Here is an 18,429-nt window from a genome sequence, read left to right as displayed (position 1 = left end):
GAAGGACGGGACTTCGCAGTGGCAGAGTGGAAGACAGCCCCCCGACACCCGGAGACAGGTCCTTCATGCGGCTGCTGCTCATTCGCCATGGTCAGACCCCGTCCAACGTCAAGCACGTGCTGGACACCGCCGAACCCGGCCCCGGCCTGACCCCCCTGGGCCAGGAACAGGCGGCAGCCCTGCCGGACGCGCTGGCGGCGGAGCGGATCGACGTGCTCTACGCCTCCACCCTGCTGCGCACCCGGCTCACCGTGGCGCCCCTGGCGGCGCGTACGGGGCTGGAGGTCCGGGTGCGGGACGGCATCAGGGAGCTGACCGCCGGTGACCTGGAGATGCGCGGGGACGACCAGGCGGTCGAGACGTACATGACCACCGCCTTCGCCTGGTCGGCAGGGAACACCGGGCTGCGTATGCCGGGCGGCGAGAACGGGGTGGAGGCGCTGCGGCGCTACGACGCGGTCATCGGGGAGGCCGCTGCCACCGGAGCCGGGACCGTGGCCATGGTCAGCCACGGCGCCGCCATCCGCATGTGGGCGGCCGCCCGGGCCGAGAACATCGACGTCCGCTTCGCGTCCGCCCACGCCCTGGCGAACACCGGAATCGTCACCCTCGACGGCGCTCCCGGTGAGGGCTGGCGGGTCCTCCACTGGGAGGGCCGGGCGATCGGTGCCGGGGACAGTGCCCTCGGGGCGAGCGGCCCGGCGGGCGAGACCGTCGCGGGCCTGGACGGCTGACCCCTCCGCCCCGGATCGTGCGACCGCGTCGGGCCGACCCGATGCCGGGTGGCGTGGGACTTCCGCTCCCTCAGATGTCGTCGACGACCGGCCGCAGCTCGTAGTGCAGCGTGCGGTCACGCTTCAGCCGGTGGGCGAGCGGTACCGCCACGCCCTGGAGCGCCGGATACTTCCGCGACATGGTCCGGGAGGCGTGGAGGTTCTCCTTCGATCCCTCCTGCAGGAGCCGCGCCCAGGCCTTCACGGGGGGTCCCGTCGGTGCACCCCGGACGGTGCAGGGGGCGATCTCCACCACGGGGTGGTTGCGCATCCGGTCGACCTTCCAGGCGGAGGAGAACGTACGGATGTAGGCGTGGTCCCCCTCCACGGCGATGCTGACGGGGGTATGGGCAGATGACCCGTCCGGCCTGCGACTGCTCAGCAGGACGGTGTACTGCTTCACGAAGGGCTCCAGCTCATGGATCGTCTCCATGTATTCCATGGTGCAGCAAAAATGGGCGATCCGGGCTTTTCGAACCTCGATCCGTGCGCTGCCGCAGCAGTGCCTTTCAGCCGTCAGCTGCGCGGCGCCGGTCTTCCCGCGGCGGTGCGCGGGCTTCCGGCCCCGGGCGGGGGTGGGGCGGCTAGGCTCCGCCCCATGCAGGTCAACGGTGCCCTCGAGCCCTTCGCCACTTCCCGCCTCGACGCGCTGCCGCTCGACGTCGCACACGCGCGGGAGATGGCCGCCGCCCTCTTCGACCCCGCCCTGCACACCTACACGGGAGGCACCCCCGAGGACCCGGAAGCCCTGCGCGCCCGCTACGAGCGCCAGAGCGCCGGGTCGCCCGACCCCGCCGAGCTCTGGTGGAACTGGGTGCTCCGGGTGCGCACCGACGGATGCCTGGCCGGATACGTCCAGGCCACCGTGCGCGGGGCGCGGGCGGAGCTGGCCTGGGTGGTCGGGACACCCTGGCAGGGCAGGGGCTACGCGAAGGAGGCGGCGGCGGGTCTGGTCCGGTACCTGCGGGAGCGGAGCCCCGTCACCACCTTCGTCGCCCACATCCATCCGGACCACGTGGCCTCCGCCGCCGTGGCCTCCGCGGCGGGGCTGCTGCCGACGGATGAGTGGGAGGACGGCGAGGTGTGCTGGCGGCGCGACGTCTCCCGGGAGGTCGCGCCGGGAAGGGCGGCGGAGCTCGGGTACCGCCCCTGATCACGACATGGCGGGAATTGTCTTATACCGTCGTAGTGAGTGGTGCGCGGACACCGCGGCTCCTGCCAGGCGAACGACGGAGGCCTTGGGGTGGGTGATTTCGGGAGGCTGGAGGCCCTGCGGCTCGCAGGGTTGTCAGCGGCGCCCGATCCCGGTATGGACCGGTTCGCCCGGCTCGTCTCCCGGCTCCTGAACGTCCCGGTCGCCATGGTCTCGCTGCTGGAGACCGACCGGCAGGTCTTCCCCGGCATGATCGGCCTCGACGAACCCTGGGCAGCGCGGCGTGAGACCCCGCTGAGCCACTCGTTCTGCCAGCACGTCGTCATCGACGGCCGGCCACTGATCCTCGCCGACACCCGGCTGCATCCCAACACCTGCGCCAGCCTCGCCATCCCCGACCTCCGGGTGATCGCGTACGCGGGCCTGCCGCTCACCGACGCCGACGGACACGTCCTCGGCTCGCTCTGCGCCATCGACCACGCGCCCCGGGAGTGGACCGCGGACGAAATGCAGGACCTCGAGGACCTCACGGCGGCCTGCTCGGTGGAGCTGCGCATGAGGATCGCCACCGAACTGATGCGCCGGGACCGCGACCACGCCGCCCTCCTGCTGCGCGCCTCGGTCGAACTCGCTCACGCGCGTGACCTGACGGACCTCACCCGCCGCCTGCGCAACCTGTTCCGAGGGCCCGCCGAGCCGTCCTTCGTCGGCCTGCTCCTCGCGGACGGCCAGGGGCTGTGGCGTGTGGTCGACCCGGACGACGTGCGTCCGGTGGAGGCCGAGGTGGACCGCCTGGACCTGGGCGCCGGTTTCCCCAGCGCCCAGGCCATGCGGGAACAGCGCACCCTCTTCGTGCCCGACCACGACGAACTCGTGGCCGGCTACAGCCCCGAGGCCGTCGCCGGGTACGACTCGCTGGGGCTGAGGTCCGCCCTGTGCGTTCCGCTGCTGAACGGCCGCGGGGTGCTGACGTGGTGCTGGTCCCGCACGCACGTCCTGGCGCTGACGGAGGAGGCTGTCCTCACCGCGGTGGCCGGATACGTGAGCCAGGCGGTGGAGCGCACCAGGTTCGTGGCGAACCGGCTCAGCACCGCCGAACAGCTCCAGGCCTCCATGCTGACCGATCTGCCGACCGTGCCGGGCCTCGACATGGCCGCCCTGTACCTCCCGGCCACCGACCAGGACATGGTGGGGGGCGACTGGTACGACGCCTACCAGCTGCCACCGTCCCCGGCCGCCACGCAGCCCGCAGTGATGCTGTCCGTCGGCGACATCATCGGACACGACGTCCAGGCCGCCACCGTGATGGGCCAGGTCCGCAGCATGCTCCGCCAGGCCAGCCTCGACCACCGCACGCACTCACCCGCCGTCGCGCTGGACGCGGTCGACCGCGCCCTGGAAGTGCTGCCCCTGGGCCCCGGCGCCACCGCGGTGCACGCCCGCCTCGACCCCGACGGCGGCCGGTGGCGACTGACCTGGTCCAACGCCGGACATCCGCCGCCGCTGCTGCGCGCACCCGACGGCCGCGTCTCGGCCCTGGGCGAGCACGACCTCCTCCTCCTCGGCGCGTCGAACTACCTGGCCCGGCACGACCACACCCACGACCTTCCCCGGGACAGCGTGCTCCTGCTGTACACCGACGGGCTGGTCGAGCGCCGCGACGAAGACATCGACGTGGGCATCAGGGAGACGGCCTCCGCCCTCGCCGAACACGGCGACAAACCCCTGCCGCTGCTCCTGGACGCGCTCTCCCACGGACTGAGGGACGCCCCGCAACGCGACGACGTGGCGGTGCTCGCCGTCCGCGTGGTCCAGGGCGAGCGCTGACGCTTGGAGCGGGCGCGATCCCCGGCGAGCCGTAGCGCCCTCACGTGCGGGGGCGGCCCGCCTCGACCAGCTCGGCGACGTCCAGAGTCAGGTCCGCACCGATCGACGGGGGGAGCTCGGCCGACTGGCCGGGGGCGTACACCTCGTGACTGTCGTACGTGCAGCCGGTGGGTTCCGTCAGGACGTGCAGGCGCCCGTGGCGCCGGTCCAGGACCACGTACACGGGAACCTTCGCCTCGGCGTACGCGGAGACCTTGTGCCGCAGGTCGCTCTTGTAGTTTCCGGACGTCACCTCGAGGACGAGGCGGAAGACGGCCGGGTCGTAGCAGTTGTTCTCGACGAGATGCTCGTCGAAGTCCGCGTCCACGACGGCGAGATCCGGGATGGCGTAGTCCTCCGGGCCGCCGGGCAGCCACAGGCCGATCGCCTGGAGGACGCGGGTCTCCTCGCCGTGCAGGCCGGCGGCCAGAATGGGGATCATGAGTGTGGTCAGCGCATTCGCGTGCGGGCCGTCCGGGGGTGGGGCCACGGTGATGACGCCTCCGATGATCTCGACGCGATGACCCGGAAGCTGCCCCATGAGACGGTTCGCCGTCACGAGCATGGGTTCCGGCTCATCGTCACAGGGGTGCTCGACTGCTGCTGCTGCAGACATTGCGGGCCTCCTGGGACGGCTGGTGTCGAGAGCATCATCGTAGGACGGCGGGCCCCCGAGGGGCGTCCTGCGAAGGCGCCACCCTGGCGAGTGAAGCAGAAACGGCCCCGCACACCGGAGTGTGCGGGGCCGCCTCGTGCGGGTGACCGTCAGAGCTTGTCGATCACGTAGTCGATGCAGGCGGTGAGTGCCTGGACGTCCGCCGGGTCGATCGCCGGGAACATCGCCACGCGCAGCTGGTTGCGGCCCAGCTTGCGGTACGGCTCCGTGTCGACGATGCCGTTGGCGCGGAGCACCTTGGCGACGGCCGCCGCGTCGATGCCGTCCTCGAAGTCGATCGTGCCGATGACCTGCGAGCGCTTCGCCGGGTCGGTGACGAACGGGGTGGCGTACTTGGAGTCCTCGGCCCAGCCGTACAGGGCCTGCGAGGAGGCCGCCGTGCGGCCGGTCGTGAATTCCAGGCCGCCCTGCGAGTTCATCCACTTCAGCTGCTCGTTCAGCAGGAAGAGGGTGGCCAGCGCCGGGGTGTTGTACGTCTGGTTCTTCAGCGAGTTGTCGATCGCCGTGGGCAGCGAGAAGAACTCCGGGATGTGCCGGCCCGAGGCGTGGACGCGCGCGGCGCGCTCCAGGGCCGCCGGGGAGAACACGCCGATCCACAGGCCGCCGTCGGAGGCGAAGGACTTCTGCGGGGCGAAGTAGTAGACGTCCGTCTCGGTGATGTCGACCGGCAGGCCGCCCGCTCCGGAGGTCGCGTCCACCAGGACGAGGGAGCCCTCGTCGGCGCCCGCGACCCGCTTGACGGGTGCGGCGACACCGGTGGAGGTCTCGTTGTGGGTGAAGGCGTAGACGTCGACGCCGGCCTCGGCCTCCGGGTCCGGGTGGGTGCCCGGGTCCGAGGCGATGACGGTCGGGTCGGCCAGCCACGGGGCGAGCTTGGCGGCCTTCGCGAACTTGGACGAGAACTCGCCGAAGTTCAGGTGCTGGGACTTGTTCTCGATCAGACCGTGCGTCGCGACGTCCCAGAAGGCGGTGGAGCCACCGTTGCCCAGGATGACCTCGTAACCCTCGGGGAGGGAGAAGAGGCCGCGTACGCCGTCACGTACCTCGCCGACCAGGTTCTTCACCGGAGCCTGGCGGTGGGACGTACCGAGGAGAGAGGTGCCGGTCGCGGCCAGCGCGTCGACCGCCTCCGTCCGCACCTTGGAGGGCCCGGCGCCGAAACGTCCGTCGGCGGGCTTGAGGTCAGCGGGAATCTGGATGTCAGCCACGGTCCGGAGCGTAGTCCCTCCAGGAAGCGGTCGAGGACCGTGTCCGTCGGATGAGACACACGCTCCGGACCGCGGGCGACGCGTGCGGCCGGAGGGAGAGGTGGGGGATCAGCCCAGATCGACGGGCAGCTCGTGCAGGTCGTTCTGGGTCACGATCGGCTTGTTCCGCAGCTCGGAGGCCGGTACCGCGAGGTCCAGGTCCGGGAAGCGCTCGTACAGCGCGGGCAGGGCGACCCCGGCCTCCAGCCGGGACAGCGCGGCGCCCGGGCAGACGTGCGGACCGTGGCCGAAGGCGATGTGCCGGTTCGGGGAGCGGGTGATGTCGAACTCACCGGCGGTCGGGCCGTACTGCTGCTCGTCGCGGCCCAGTGCCCCGAAGGAGACGATCAGGCCCTCACCCTTCGGCAGGACCTTGTCACCGACCTCGATGTCCTCGGTCGCGAAGCGGATCAGGACGTGAGAGGTCGGGGTGTTCCAGCGCAGCGTCTCCTCGATCACGTTCTCCCACGGCACCTCGCCGCTCAACACCCGCCTGCGCTGCTCGGGGTGGGTCTGGAGCGCCTCGACGACGTTGACGACCAGGCTGATCGTGGTCTCGTGACCGGCCGCGATGATGAGCTGCAGCGTGTTGACGATCTCCTCGTCGGTGAGGTGGTCGCCGTCCTCGGACGCCGCGATCAGGGCGCTGGTCAGGTCGTCGCCCGGGTTCGCCCGCTTGTCGTCGACGATCTTCGTGAAGAGCGTGCCGAGGTCCGCCATCATCTGCGGGACCTCCTCCGGCGGGGTCTGCGTCGAGAAGAACTTCTCGAACAGCTCCTTGAGCCGGGGGTGGTCGGACGCGTCCACGCCCATCAGCTCGCTGATGACGTTCATCGGCAGCGGGTACGCGAACTCCGCCTTCAGGTCAACCGGCTCGCCCTCGGGCAGTGCCGCGAGCCGGTCCAGGGAGGCGTTCGTGAGCGCCTCGATGCCGGAGCGCAGCCGCTCCACCCGCTTCACCGTCAGCGCCTGGGCGATCAGGGTGCGCAGCCGGCGGTGGTCGGCGCCGTCGACCGTCAGCATGGAACGGCCCGGGTTCACGAGACCGATCAGCGGCCAGTCCATCGGGATCTCGCCGCGCTGCCAGGCGTTCCAGACGTTGATGTCCTTGACCACACGGCTGTCGGTCAGCAGCTGACGGGCCTCCGCGTGACGCGTCACCGCGTAGCAGTGCACACCGCCGGGGAGCTCCACCTCGGCCAGCGGGCCGGCGGCGCGCAGCGCGGCACTCTCGCCGTCGAGGTCGGCGACGAGGGGATCGAGGGCGATCCGGGTCATTTCTGGCCTCCGAGCGCAGGGGTGGGCGTGAAGTGCACAGGCAGGTCCGTCAGCCCGCGCAGCCACGGGGACGGGCGCTGGGTCAGCTGGTTCTCGGGGACGTCGAGGTCGATGTCCGGGAGCCGGTCCAGGAGTACCTCGATGCCCGTACGGGCGATGACCTCGGCGGTCTCCTGGGCCGGGAACGGGCAGCGGTGCTCGCCGTGGCCGAAGGAGAGGAAGGCGTTGTTGCCGCCGGTCAGCGTGGAGCCGTCGGTGCGCACCTGCGGGTCGGCGTTGGCCGCTGCGATGCCGAGGAGCAGCATGTCGCCCGCGCGGATGTGGCGTCCGCCGAGGTGGGTGTCGCGGGACGCCCAGCGGCCGGCCACGTTCTGCGTCGGGGTGTCCTCCCAGAGGACCTCGTTCATCGCCTCGGCGACGCTGTGCCGGCCGCCGGAGAGCGAGGCGGCGAAGCGGTCGTCGACCAGCATCAGCCGCAGCGAGTTGCCGATCCAGTCGGCGGTGGGCTGGTGGCCGGCCGCCATCATGACCATGAGGTCCTGGGCGATCTCCTCGTCGCTGAAGCCGCCGGGGTCGTCCAGCATCCTGGTCACGACGTCGTCGTCGGGCTCGGCGTGCTTGTCGGCCAGGAGCTGGTACATCGCCGTGCCGAGGTGCTGCTGGCCGGCCAGGGCCCGCTCACGGCCGTCGATCATGTCGTTGAGCGCCCCCACGAGCGGACCGCCGACCTCGTCGCTGAAGCCGTAGAGCTTGGCCAGGACACGGGCGGGGAGCAGCATCGCGTACTCGGCGATGATGTCGGTCCGCCCGGTCGCGCAGAACCGGTCGATGAGGCCGTCGGCGAACTCCTCGGCGTACCGCTTCAGCGTGAACGGGTCGACGGCCTCCAGCGCGTTGCTGATCATGGCCGCGCGAACGGTGTGGCGCTCACCGACGGTGTAGAGGATCGACGGCTGCTTGCGGCCGATCATCGGTCGCAGCGGCCAGCCGTCCGGGATGTTGTCCCACTGGTTCCACAGGTCCGAGTCCCGGCTGAAGAGCACCGGGTCGTTGGTGACCTGGTGCAGTTCGCGGTAACCGACGATCAGCCAGGCGGGTATGTCCCCGTCGAGCACGACCGGGGCCACGGCGCCGTGGTCGCGGCGCATCTCCCGGTACACCTGCACGGGGTCGGTCTGGAACCGTGGCCCGGCCAGGGGAACGGAACCGTGGGGCACGGGGCACTTGGTCACGGCGTGGGCTCCGGGGTCTTTGCGGCGGCCAGGGCCGCGTCCGCGCCCTCGTTCCGGGCGACGGAGAGTGCGTAGAGGTGCTCGACCAGCGTGATCAGGACGTACTTGCTGGACGAACGGTCGCGGGCGTCGCACTCCACGAGCGGGACGTCGGGGGAGAGGTCGAGGGCCTCGCGGATCTGCTGCTCGGTGTGGAACGAACCACCGAAGTCGTTGCACGCGACGATGAACGGGGTGCCGTGGTGCTCCAGCCGGTCGATCGCGTACCAGGAGTCGGCGAGCCGACGCGTGTCGACGAGGACGACGGCGCCCAGGGTGCCGGAGAACAGGCGGTCCCACAGGAACCAGAAGCGTTCCTGTCCGGGTGCGCCGAAGAGGTAGAGGACCGAACGCGCGTCGAGCGTGATGCGGCCGAAGTCGAAGGCGACCGTGGTGGACGTCTTGGACTGCACGCCGTCGAGGTCGTCGACGGCCTCGCCCGCACGGGTCATGGTCTCTTCCGTGTTGAGCGGACGGATCTCGCTCACGGATCGGACCATGGTGGTCTTGCCGACCCCGAAGCCGCCGACGACGACGATCTTCAGTCCGTTGTCGGCCGTCGCCTGCAGGGCGGCACGGTCAGAGGTTGCGGAGTCCAACGAGCACCTGTTCCAGGGTGTCGGTGTCGGGGAGCCGGTCCGCGACACGTGCAGTACGGGGGTGGCGGGCGCTGATCCGGCCGGTGTCGAGCAGGTCGCAGAGCATGATGCGGACGATGCTGACGGGCAGATTCAGGGTGGCCGAGATCTCGACGACCGCGGTGGGGCTGTCGCACATCCGCAGGATCGCGACATGCTCCGACTGCATCCCGGGGTTCGGTTCGCACTCGGCGACGACGAGCGTCACCAGGTCGAACGCGGCGGAGTCGGACCGGCTGCGGCCCCCCGTGAGGGTGTACAGCCTGTCCGGGTCGTCGTCGCGTCCGGGCCGGGGGCGCGGTACGGACGTCATACGTCCGCGGTTTCCGTGGCCGGGGCCGCCGTGTCACGCGGCGGGGCGACGAGGTACTCACCCAGCTGCTCGACGAGTTCGCTCATGTTGTGGCCGACGAGGCCGACGTCCGAGTCCTCCGCCGCCACGACCGCGAGGTGGGCGCCCGCCCCCGCCTCGACGATGAACAGCACACCGCCGTAGAACTCGGTCATCGCGGACCGTACGCCGCCGGTGCCGTCACCGAACTCGATGGACGCGCCGTGCGACAGGCTCTGGATGCCCGCGGAGATCGCGGCCAGCTGGTCGGCCTGGTCCACGGAGAGTTCGGGGGTACGGCACAGCTTCAGGCCGTCCCGGGACAGGACAAGGGCGTGCCGGGCGCCGGGCGTGCGGTCGAGCAGCCCCTCCAGCAGCCAGTTCAGCTTCTCGTCGGTGGTCGCGCTCATCGGGTGTTGCCTTCCGGGTGCGGGGAATTGGCTCGTACCGCCTGGCTGAAGGTGCTGAAGCGGGCAGCCTGGACCTTCGGGTCGGTGGAACGGGGCCGGGGGGATTCGGCTTCGCCGGGGGCGGCTTTGCCGGTACGTGCTTCGGCGGCGGCCAGGGTGCGGCCGCGACGCCGCTTGGGCAGACCGCTGTCGCCGAACTGGGGGACCGCACCGGTGGACTCGGACGCCGACTCCGGCTCCCCGGGGTGGGCCTCCGCACGGGATCCGGCACCGGCTTCCGCGGGTGCCACGGGGCGTGAGCCGGCGGGTGCCGCCGGACGGGAGTCCGCCGTCGCGGCGGCCGGGGCCCGGTCGTCCCTGCGCGGCGTCGCGTGGTCCGGCTCGGGCTCGGGGCGCCGTGCGGACTCCGGGAGAGGAGCGGGCGTCCGGGAGATGAGTTCCTGCGGCAGCATCATCAGCGCGCCCGTGCCGCCGCGCGCCGACGGCCGGAAGGAGACGGTGAGGCCGTGCTTCCTGGCCAGCCGGCCGACGACGGCGAGGCCGAGCCGGGTGCCGGAGATACCGGTCAGGTCCTGGTTGTCGGCGGAGACCGCCCGCTCGGCACGGCGCAGCTGCACATCGCTCATCACGAGGCCGCTGTCCTCGACGGTGACGACGATGCCCGCCGGCACCTCCTCGACGTAGACGTGCACCTCGGCGGTGGGCGGCGAGAAATTGGCGGCGTTGTCGAGGAGTTCGGCCAGGGCGTGCATGATGCCCTCGGCTGCGTGCCCCGCGATCGCCACGTCACTGGTCGAGTGCAGGCGGATGCGCTGGTAGCCGCCGATACGGCCCATCGCGCCGCGCAGGATCGACTCCATCACGATCGGCTTGGCCCAGCGGCGTCCGGACCGCGCACCGGTCAGCACGGCGATGGAGTCGGCGAGGCGGCCACCCTGGGCCGTGCGGTGGTCCAGGTGCAGGAGGTCGCCGAGCACGTCCTCCGCCGTGTGGCGGTGCTCCATCTCGCGCAGGTCGGCGAGCATGCTCGTGGACAGGGCCTGCATCCGGCCGGCGGCGTTGGCGCAGGCGGCGATCGCCGCGGAGCGCTCGTTGTCGGCACGCCGGGCACGGGCGGTGAGCCGGGCGGCCTCCGCGGTGAGCCGCTCGTACTGCTCGGTGGCCTCGACGGTGACGCGGGCGACCTTGTCGTCGGCCTCGGCGGTGACCCTGGCCGCCTCGGCGGAGGCGGCCGCCCTGATGCGGGCCGTCTCCGCGGTGAAGCGTTGCGCCTCGGCGGCAGAGGTCGAGACGAGCCGCGAGGTCTCGGCGGTGAAGCGCTCTGAGTCGGCGGCCCGCAGGGCGCGCAGGTTACGGGCGGTGGCGATCGTGTGGACGGTGACGGCCACCGCGACGCACAGCAGCACCGCGGCGCCCCCCGCCCCCCAGGAGAGCGGCGTCCGTACCGAGGCGGGAGCGGCGGCGACCGCCCACAGGCACAGAGCACCGGTAACGGCTGCCGAGATCAGCAGGGCGAGTGCGGTCGGCCGGAGTGAAGGGCGCAATCGGAGTCCTCGGGGCGGACGGTGCGGAGGGAGGGACAGGTGCTGACGGTGGGAAAATCGGGGCATTCCGGTGTGGTGGTGGTGAAAGGCCCACAACTGGAGCTGATTGTTCCTGACCAAGTCACGGCCACTATAGGAGAATTGGCGAGTTGTTTGGGGATTCCTTGTGGCCACTTCTGTTTGAAATTTGGCTTGAAACGACTCCTTCGAGGTTCCGAGACGGGCGTGATCCGGGTCGAGAGGCGATACGGGAGGGTGAGTAGTGGTGAATGTCGCCTTATGTCCCGTGTGTGAGGCTTGATTTGTCACGATCGTCGCCCGTAGGCCGGTGGCCAGCTAATGTGAGCGCTCCGGTGCGCCGGCTCTCCAGGCCGGCACCGCCGTAAGACACACCGCGCGCCTTGAAGGGGGAGGCGCCGCGTGGCCCCGACGGAGGACGCAGGCAACCGTGGACGCGCAAGGCCGTGGGCGGGACGAGGGCATCGACCCCGCAGACCAGTGGGTACTCAACCCTGACACCGGTGATTACGAACTGCGACTGACCCCCTCCTCAGGGCGATCATCCGCAGCGGCCGGTACCACCGATGCCAGAACCCCCGGACCGCGCCGCAGGTCGAAGCCGGAGACGCCGCCGTCCGGCGACCGGGCCTCCGTGCCCGGTCAGCGCGGCGGGCGCCGGGCGGCCGGTGGCGGACGCGGGGACAGGGACGAGACGCGGAAGCCAGGGAGCCGCGCGGCGGCGCCCGCCGCCGGACGCCGCAAGGCGAAGCCGAAGAAGGCGGCCAAGAAGAAGGTCCTGGTCTGGACCGGCGGTGCGCTCGCCTTCCTGCTGGTGGGCGTCGGCACCACGGGCTACTTCGTCTACCAGCACTTCAACGCCAACATCACCGCCGTCTCCACCGACGGTGCCAGTACCGGCGGCTTCAGCAAGGACCGCGCGATCAACGTCCTGGTCATCGGGACCGACAAGCGGACCGGCGACGGCAACGAGGGCTACGGCGACGCGGGCAGTGTCGGCCACGCCGACACCAACATCCTCTTCCATGTCTCCAAGGACCGCACCAACGCGACCGCTCTGAGCATCCCGCGTGACCTGATAGCCGACATCCCGAACTGTCCGACGAAGCTGGAGAACGGCGAGGAGAAGGACATCCCGGGGACGGCCGGCGGCCGCTTCAACACCAGCCTCGGGCAGTCCGAGCGCACCCCCAGCTGCACCATGCGGACGGTCACCGAGCTCACCGGCATCACGCCCGACCACTTCATGGTGGCCGACTTCAACGCGGTCAAGTCCCTGACGACCGCCGTCGGCGGTGTGGACGTCTGCCTCGCCAAGGACATCGACGACAAGGACTCCCACCTCAAGCTGTCCAAGGGGGAGCACACCATCGAGGGCGAACAGGCCCTGTCCTTCCTGCGCACCCGGCACTCCGTGGGATTCGGCAGCGACCTGAGCCGCATCGAGATCCAGCAGCAGTTCCTGGCCTCGCTGATGCGCAAGCTGAAGTCCAACGACACCCTGACCAGCCCCACCAAGATGTGGTCGCTCGCCGAGGCGGCCACCAAGGCGCTCACCGTCGACGAGAAGATCGGTGACATCAACCAGCTCCGCAAGCTGGGCATGGAGCTCGCGTCGGTCGACCCCAAGAACATCACCTTCACCACGGTCCCGGTGCGGGACAACCCGGATGACAAGGCCACCGTCATCCTCGACAAGTCCAAGGCGCCGCAGGTGTTCTCGATGATGCGCGAGGACGTCTCCTTCACCGCGGTGGAGAAGCAGGAGAAGGCCGCGGCGAAGGCCAAGGCGGACGCCAAGCTGAAGGGCGAGATGGCGGCCGCGGCCGACGTGCGGGTCGACGTCTACAACGGCGGCGCCCCCGCGGGCTCCGCGCAGAACGCCCTGGACTGGCTGCAGAACGAGAAGGGCGTGCTGAAGTCCACGAACCAGGCGAACGCGCCGGCGAACGTGAAGAAGACCCAGCTCGTCTACGCCCCCAACCAGGCCGACCAGGCCCGCCGGCTGGCCGACCTGATGGGCATGTCGGCCTCAGCCCTCAAGCCGACGACGACGGACGCGGGCGAGATGGACCCGATGGTGCTGACCCTCGGGCCGGACTTCACCGAGGCGGGCAGCCCGCTCTCCGCCCCGACGAAGGCACCGGACGAGATCCAGCGCGTGGAGGCCGACAAGGCGGTCTGCGCGAAGTAGACGCGAACCGGCCCCGCGGCAGCCCGCCGCGGGGCCGGCCGTCCGGCGCTCCGGCACCCTCGTCCGGGGCCAGGACCGGCATGCTGGGCCCATGCCCGCCACCGACCTCGTCCGAGCCCTGGCCCAGGCCGTCCGCGGCGACGTGGAGTCCGACGCGACCGCCCGCGCCCTGACGACCATGGACGCCTCCAACTACCGCCGCGTCCCGCGAGCGGTCGTGGCCCCACGCGATGCCGACGACGTCGCCGAGGCGCTGCGCGTCTGCCGGGAGCACGCCACCCCCGTCGTGCCCCGGGGCGCCGGCACCTCCATCGCCGGTCAGGCCACCGGCACCGGTGTCGTCCTGGACCTCACCCGCCACATGCGGCGCATCGTCGAGCTGGACCCCGCCTCCCGCACCGCCGTCGTCCAGCCCGGCGTCGTCCTGGACGACCTGCGGGCAGCCGCCGCCCCGCACGGGCTGACCTTCGGCCCCGACCCGTCCACCCACAGCCGCTGCACGCTCGGCGGCATGATCGGCAACAACTCCTGCGGCGCCCACTCCGTCGCCTGGGGCACCACGGCCGACAACCTCCGCAGCCTGCGCGTCGTGCGCTACGGGGGAGGCGAGGCCCTGCACGTCGGACGCGGGATGCCCGACGCGCCACCCGGCCTCGACGGGTTCGCCGCCGGCCACCTCGCCCTCCTGCGCACCGGCTTCCCCGAACTCCCGCGCCGCATCTCCGGTTACGCCCTGGACGCACTGCTCCCCGAGAACGGACCCGACCACGCCCGCGCCCTCTGCGGCAGCGAGGGAACACTCGCCGTGGTCACCGAGGCGACCGTCCGCCTCGTCGGGACGCCCGCCGCCCGCGCACTCGCCGTCCTCGGCTACACCGACGAGGCGGCCGCCGCCGAAGCCGCCCCCGGCCTCCTCCCGTACGGCCCGCTCACCGTCGAGGGCATGGCCGCCGACCTCGTACGCGAACCGGCCGGTCTGCCGCGCGGCGCGGCCTGGCTGTTCGTGGAGACGGGCGGCGACACCCCCGCCGAGGCCCGTGACCGTGCGAACCGCATCCTGCGCGCGGCCGACGCCCTGGACGGCACCGTCGTCACCGACCCCGCCGCCATGCGCACCCTGTGGCGCATCCGCGAGGACGCCGCCGGCACGGCGACCCGGATGCCGGACGGCACGGAGGCGTGGCCCGGCTGGGAGGACTGTGCGGTACCCCCCGCCCGGCTCGGCCCCTACCTGCGCGACTTCCGGGCCCTGCTCGCCGGACACGGGCTGCGCGGCACCCCGTACGGGCACTTCGGCGACGGCTGCATCCACGTACGCATCGACTTCGACCTGCTGACCGAGCACGGCGTGGCCCGCTTCCGCCGCTTCTCCGAGGACCAGGCCGCCCTCGTCGTCGCGCACGGCGGATCTCTGAGCGGCGAACACGGCGACGGGCAGGCCAGGGCCGAGCTGCTGCCCCGGATGTACGGAAACGACATGGTCCACCTGTTCAACCGCTTCAAGGACCTCTGGGACCCCGACGGCGGACTGAACCCCGGCATCCTCGCCCGCCCCGCACGGCTCGACGAGAACCTCCGCTTCGCGGTGCTCCCCCGCCGCCCCGTGGACGTCACCTTCGGCTACCCGCACGACGGCGGTGACTTCTCGGCAGCCGTAAGCCGCTGTGTCGGGGTCGCCAAGTGCCGTACGGCGAAGCCGGGTCCGGACGTCATGTGCCCCTCCTTCCGCGCGACGGGGGAGGAGGCCCACTCGACCCGGGGCCGCGCCCGGCTGCTCCACGAGATGCTCGCCGGCGAGGTGATCACCGACGGCTGGCGGTCCACGGAGGTGCGGGACGCGCTCGACCTCTGCCTCTCCTGCAAGGGCTGCCGCACCGACTGCCCGGTGGGCGTCGACATGGCCACGTACAAGGCGGAGTTCCTCCACCACCACTACAGGAACCGGCTGCGCCCGGCGGCGCACTACGCGATGGGCGGTCTCCCCCGCTGGCTGCGCGTGGCGGCCCCCGTCGCCGGGGTGCTCAACGCCCTCGCGCGGATCGGACCGCTCGCCGCCCTCGCACGGAGACTCGGCGGCATCGATCCGCGCCGGGCGCTCCCGGTCCTGGCCCGGCGGACGCTGCGGTCCTGGGTGCGTGCCCGCCGGACACCGGTGACCGGGGAGACCGTCGTCCTCTGGCCGGACACCTTCACCGACCACCTCTCCCCGGAGACCGGCCGCGCCGCGGTCCGGGTCCTCGAGTCGGCCGGGCGGACACCGGTGCTGCCCGCCCGGGGCGTGTGCTGCGGCCTCACCTACGTGTCGACGGGCCGGCTCGACGCGGCCCGTGCCGTCATGCGCCGCACCCTGGGCCGGATGGGCCCGGCGACCGGCGCCCCGGTCGTCGTACTCGAACCGAGCTGCGCCGCCACCCTGCGCACGGATCTGCCGGAGCTCCTCCCCGACGACCCGCGTGCCGCGGCACTCGCCGCATCCGTCCGCACCCTGGCCCAGTACCTGGAGGAGTACGCCCCCGACTGGACGCCGCCCCGCCTGGACCGCCGCGTCGCCGGCCAGACCCACTGCCATCAGCACGCGGTCCTCGGCGACGCGGCCGAGCGCAGGCTCCGCGAGAGAGCGGGCCTGACCGGAGAGCTGAGCGGCGGCTGCTGCGGTCTGGCAGGCAACTTCGGCTTCGAGAAGGGGCACTGGGACGTCTCGGTGGCCTGCGCCGAGGACCAGCTGCTGCCCGCCGTGCGGGAGGCGGAACCCGGCACGGAGCTGCTGGCCGACGGTTTCTCCTGCCGCACCCAACTGGACCAGCTGGCGGGGCGGAGGGCCCGGCACCTCGTGGAGGTCCTGGCGGAGGGGCTGCCGCCGGAGACCGGGGAGGCGCCGCCCGGCAGGGCGGCGCGACGACGGGGGCGGCCGTAGGTTCCCGACTCGCCTGTAGCGCAGGGGCGTTCCCCGACGTCCGACGGAAGTTCAGGGCCGATCCCGCTGTGCGCGCGCCACGATCTCCCGGGCCAGCGCGGCCAGTCGGGGCAGCGCCGGGTGACCGGGGCCGTCCCGGCGGGCGAGCAGGACGGGGAGCGGAGGGGCGTCGTCCAGCGGGACGTAGGCGACCCCGGCGTGCGGATGCATCTGGGCGGTGGAGTTCCCCGAGACCCCGGTGCCCCGTCCGGCCGCGATGGCGGTGAGCCAGTCGTCGGTGTTGGCGACGGTGAGCGTGGCGGCCGGGCGCGACCGCGGGGGCCACAGATCCAGAGTGGTGGCGCCCGAGACGGTGTTGAGGACGACCGCGCCGCAGGTCAGGTCGGCCAGTGACAGGGAGGTGCGGGTGGCGAGCGGGCCGTCGGCGGCCACGGCCGCCACCCGTACCTCGGTGAACAGCACCTCGGTGACGAGTCCGGGCGTGTCCACGGGTCCTCGGAGGAGGGCCGCGTCCACCTCGCCCCGGGTCAGACCGGCCGTGCGGTCGTCGATGCGCAGCAGTTCGAGCGGGGTCTGCGGGTACCGCTGCTGCCAGGTCCGCAGCAGTGGTGTCGTGTACGGGCCGAACGCGGACCAGGCGTGCCCGAGCCGCAGCGGCCAGTCGCGCAGCCTGCCGGGGTCGAGGGCCTCGTCGAAGGCGGCGACCGCCGCGGCGGCCTTGTCGCGGAAGGCGACGCCCTCGGGGGTGAGGACGAGGTGGTGGGTGGACCGGTCGACGAGCCGGACGCCCAGGTGCCGCTCCAGGGCGGCGAGCGTGCGGGACACGACTGGCTGGGTGACCCGGAGCCGGGTGGCGGCGCGGGTGACGCTGCCCTCGTCGGAGATCGCGAGGAAGGCCCGCAGATGCCGGACCTCGATACCGCGGCCGCCGTTCCCGGTGCGCTGTCCAGTGCTCATGCGTCCGGAGCATAACGGGAGCGCAATGGGCATTTCACGGGAGCCGCGCCGCTCTCTACGGTGAGGGTGTCAGCCACTCTTCCGTGGTGCCGTACCGTGGACCGGTAAGTGCATTGGAATGAACTGAACCGAAGGAAAGGTGTCCGGTGGACGACCCCCGCGTTGTCGCAGAGTCGGCCGCAGCCGTCACCGTCCCCGAGGCGGTGTCCGCGCTCGACGGGACGGGCCGCGGCCCGTCCCGCCGCGCGGCCGCGCTCGGCCCGGTGGCGCTGGTGGTGGCGGGCGGCCTGTCCGTGCAGTTCGGCGCGGCGGTCGCCGTCCTGCTGATGCCGAAGGCGGGCGCACTCGGCGTCGTCACCCTGCGCCTCGCGGCGGCCGCACTCGTCATGCTGGTCGTCTGCCGGCCGAAGCTCCGCGGGCACTCGCGCGCGGACTGGGGCACCGTGGTGGCCTTCGGCATCGCGATGGGCGGGATGAACACGCTCTTCTACCAGGCCGCCGACCGCATCCCGCTGGGCGCGGCCGTCACCCTGGAGGTACTGGGCCCGCTGGTGCTGTCCGTCGTCGCCTCCCGCCGCCTGGTCAGCCTCGTCTGGGCGGCGCTGGCACTCTGCGGCGTGTTCCTGCTCAGCGGCGGAGGCTTCGACCGTCTGGACCCCGTCGGGGTGGCGTTCGCCCTCGGCGCGGGCGTCATGTGGGCGCTGTACATCCTCTTCAGTGCCCGCACCGGACGCCGCTTCCCGCAGGCGGACGGACTGGCCCTGGCCATGGTGGTGGCGGCGGCCCTCTCGCTGCCCCTCGGCATCATGGAGTCCGGCTCGAAGCTCGTGGTGCCGTCCACGCTGGGGCTGGGCATCGCCGTGGCGCTGCTGAGCTCGGTCCTCCCGTACACCCTCGAACTCATGGCCCTGCGCCGCCTGCCCGCCCCCACCTTCGCGGTCCTCATGAGCCTCGAACCGGCCATCGCGGCCACGGCCGGCTTCCTCATCCTCGACCAGGCCCTCTCCACCACCGACGCCCTCGCCATCGCCCTGGTCATCGGGGCGAGCATGGGAGCGGTGCGCAGTCAGACACGGGGCCCGCGGAAGCGTTGAGCCCGTAGCCCCGGGGGACGCGTCCGTTCCGCTGCGCGGCCGGGCGTCCGATCCTAGGGTGGGCG

16 protein-coding genes are annotated in these 18,429 nt (G+C 72.0%); 6 read left to right on the top strand and 10 right to left on the bottom strand.

Annotation, left to right across the window (positions count from 1 at the left end; all coding sequences use genetic code 11):
- Positions 1-65 precede the first annotated feature (65 nt).
- Positions 66-734 carry a histidine phosphatase family protein gene (locus LWJ43_RS13945; RefSeq protein ID WP_277332578.1) on the top strand — a complete coding sequence of 223 codons (669 nt, stop codon included), beginning with the start codon at positions 66-68 and terminating at the stop codon, positions 732-734.
- 70 nt (positions 735-804) lie between these two features.
- On the opposite strand, the gene LWJ43_RS13940 is transcribed toward LWJ43_RS13945, so the two are convergent.
- Positions 805-1,206 (bottom strand): PPOX class F420-dependent oxidoreductase, encoded by a 402-nt coding sequence (locus LWJ43_RS13940; RefSeq protein ID WP_277332577.1) that lies wholly within the window; start codon positions 1,204-1,206, stop codon positions 805-807.
- Between the two features lie 165 nt (positions 1,207-1,371).
- Here LWJ43_RS13940 and LWJ43_RS13935 point away from each other — a divergent pair, with 165 nt between their 5' ends.
- Both LWJ43_RS13935 and LWJ43_RS13930 read left to right on the top strand, forming a co-directional pair.
- Positions 1,372-1,926, top strand: coding sequence for a GNAT family N-acetyltransferase (locus tag LWJ43_RS13935; RefSeq protein ID WP_277332576.1), 555 nt, complete (start codon positions 1,372-1,374; stop codon positions 1,924-1,926).
- A 90-nt stretch (positions 1,927-2,016) separates the two neighbouring features.
- Positions 2,017-3,753, top strand: coding sequence for a GAF domain-containing SpoIIE family protein phosphatase (locus LWJ43_RS13930; RefSeq protein ID WP_277332575.1), 1,737 nt, complete (start codon positions 2,017-2,019; stop codon positions 3,751-3,753).
- A 40-nt stretch (positions 3,754-3,793) separates the two neighbouring features.
- Here the strand turns inward: LWJ43_RS13930 and LWJ43_RS13925 are convergent, their stop codons facing one another.
- The 8 genes from LWJ43_RS13925 to LWJ43_RS13890 form a co-directional block, all read right to left on the bottom strand.
- Positions 3,794-4,408, bottom strand: coding sequence for a Uma2 family endonuclease (locus LWJ43_RS13925; RefSeq protein WP_277332574.1), 615 nt, complete (start codon positions 4,406-4,408; stop codon positions 3,794-3,796).
- A 149-nt stretch (positions 4,409-4,557) separates the two neighbouring features.
- Positions 4,558-5,676, bottom strand: coding sequence for a phosphoserine transaminase (gene serC, locus LWJ43_RS13920; protein ID WP_277332573.1), 1,119 nt, complete (start codon positions 5,674-5,676; stop codon positions 4,558-4,560).
- Between the two features lie 108 nt (positions 5,677-5,784).
- Positions 5,785-6,993, bottom strand: coding sequence for a cytochrome P450 family protein (locus tag LWJ43_RS13915; protein ID WP_277332572.1), 1,209 nt, complete (start codon positions 6,991-6,993; stop codon positions 5,785-5,787).
- The gene (locus tag LWJ43_RS13910; protein WP_277332571.1) at positions 6,990-8,225 is read right to left on the bottom strand and encodes a cytochrome P450; all 1,236 of its coding nucleotides are present in this window, start codon (positions 8,223-8,225) and stop codon (positions 6,990-6,992) included. Before LWJ43_RS13910 ends, LWJ43_RS13915 begins: the two co-directional genes overlap by 4 nt.
- Positions 8,222-8,863: a GTP-binding protein gene (locus tag LWJ43_RS13905; protein ID WP_277332570.1), complete on the bottom strand. Its 642-nt coding sequence runs from the start codon at positions 8,861-8,863 to the stop codon at positions 8,222-8,224. The genes LWJ43_RS13910 and LWJ43_RS13905 overlap by 4 nt, the downstream gene beginning before the upstream one ends.
- Positions 8,844-9,215, bottom strand: coding sequence for a DUF742 domain-containing protein (locus tag LWJ43_RS13900; RefSeq protein ID WP_277332569.1), 372 nt, complete (start codon positions 9,213-9,215; stop codon positions 8,844-8,846). Before LWJ43_RS13900 ends, LWJ43_RS13905 begins: the two co-directional genes overlap by 20 nt.
- On the bottom strand, positions 9,212-9,643 hold the full coding sequence (locus LWJ43_RS13895) for a roadblock/LC7 domain-containing protein (protein ID WP_277332568.1): 432 nt from the start codon (positions 9,641-9,643) through the stop codon (positions 9,212-9,214). The genes LWJ43_RS13900 and LWJ43_RS13895 overlap by 4 nt, the downstream gene beginning before the upstream one ends.
- Positions 9,640-11,187, bottom strand: a complete 1,548-nt coding sequence (locus LWJ43_RS13890) for an ATP-binding protein (protein ID WP_277332567.1) — start codon at positions 11,185-11,187, stop codon at positions 9,640-9,642. The genes LWJ43_RS13895 and LWJ43_RS13890 overlap by 4 nt, the downstream gene beginning before the upstream one ends.
- A 448-nt stretch (positions 11,188-11,635) precedes the next feature.
- Here LWJ43_RS13890 and LWJ43_RS13885 point away from each other — a divergent pair, with 448 nt between their 5' ends.
- Positions 11,636-13,399, top strand: coding sequence for an LCP family protein (locus LWJ43_RS13885; protein ID WP_277332566.1), 1,764 nt, complete (start codon positions 11,636-11,638; stop codon positions 13,397-13,399).
- A 91-nt stretch (positions 13,400-13,490) separates the two neighbouring features.
- A complete protein-coding gene (locus LWJ43_RS13880; protein WP_277332565.1) occupies positions 13,491-16,313 on the top strand; it encodes an FAD-binding and (Fe-S)-binding domain-containing protein in 2,823 nt (940 codons plus the stop codon).
- Positions 16,314-16,364: 51 nt separating this feature from the next.
- On the opposite strand, the gene LWJ43_RS13875 is transcribed toward LWJ43_RS13880, so the two are convergent.
- On the bottom strand, positions 16,365-17,270 hold the full coding sequence (locus tag LWJ43_RS13875) for a LysR family transcriptional regulator (protein ID WP_277332564.1): 906 nt from the start codon (positions 17,268-17,270) through the stop codon (positions 16,365-16,367).
- 146 nt (positions 17,271-17,416) lie between these two features.
- Here LWJ43_RS13875 and LWJ43_RS13870 point away from each other — a divergent pair, with 146 nt between their 5' ends.
- The gene (locus tag LWJ43_RS13870) at positions 17,417-18,364 is read left to right on the top strand and encodes an EamA family transporter (RefSeq protein ID WP_277332563.1); all 948 of its coding nucleotides are present in this window, start codon (positions 17,417-17,419) and stop codon (positions 18,362-18,364) included.
- Positions 18,365-18,429: the final 65 nt, after the last annotated feature.

Origin of the sequence: Streptomyces sp. JH34 (assembly GCF_029428875.1) — a bacterium.
In the GTDB taxonomy this organism is placed as follows: Bacteria; Actinomycetota; Actinomycetes; order Streptomycetales; family Streptomycetaceae; genus Streptomyces.
This window is presented reverse-complemented; position numbering and strand designations above follow the sequence as displayed.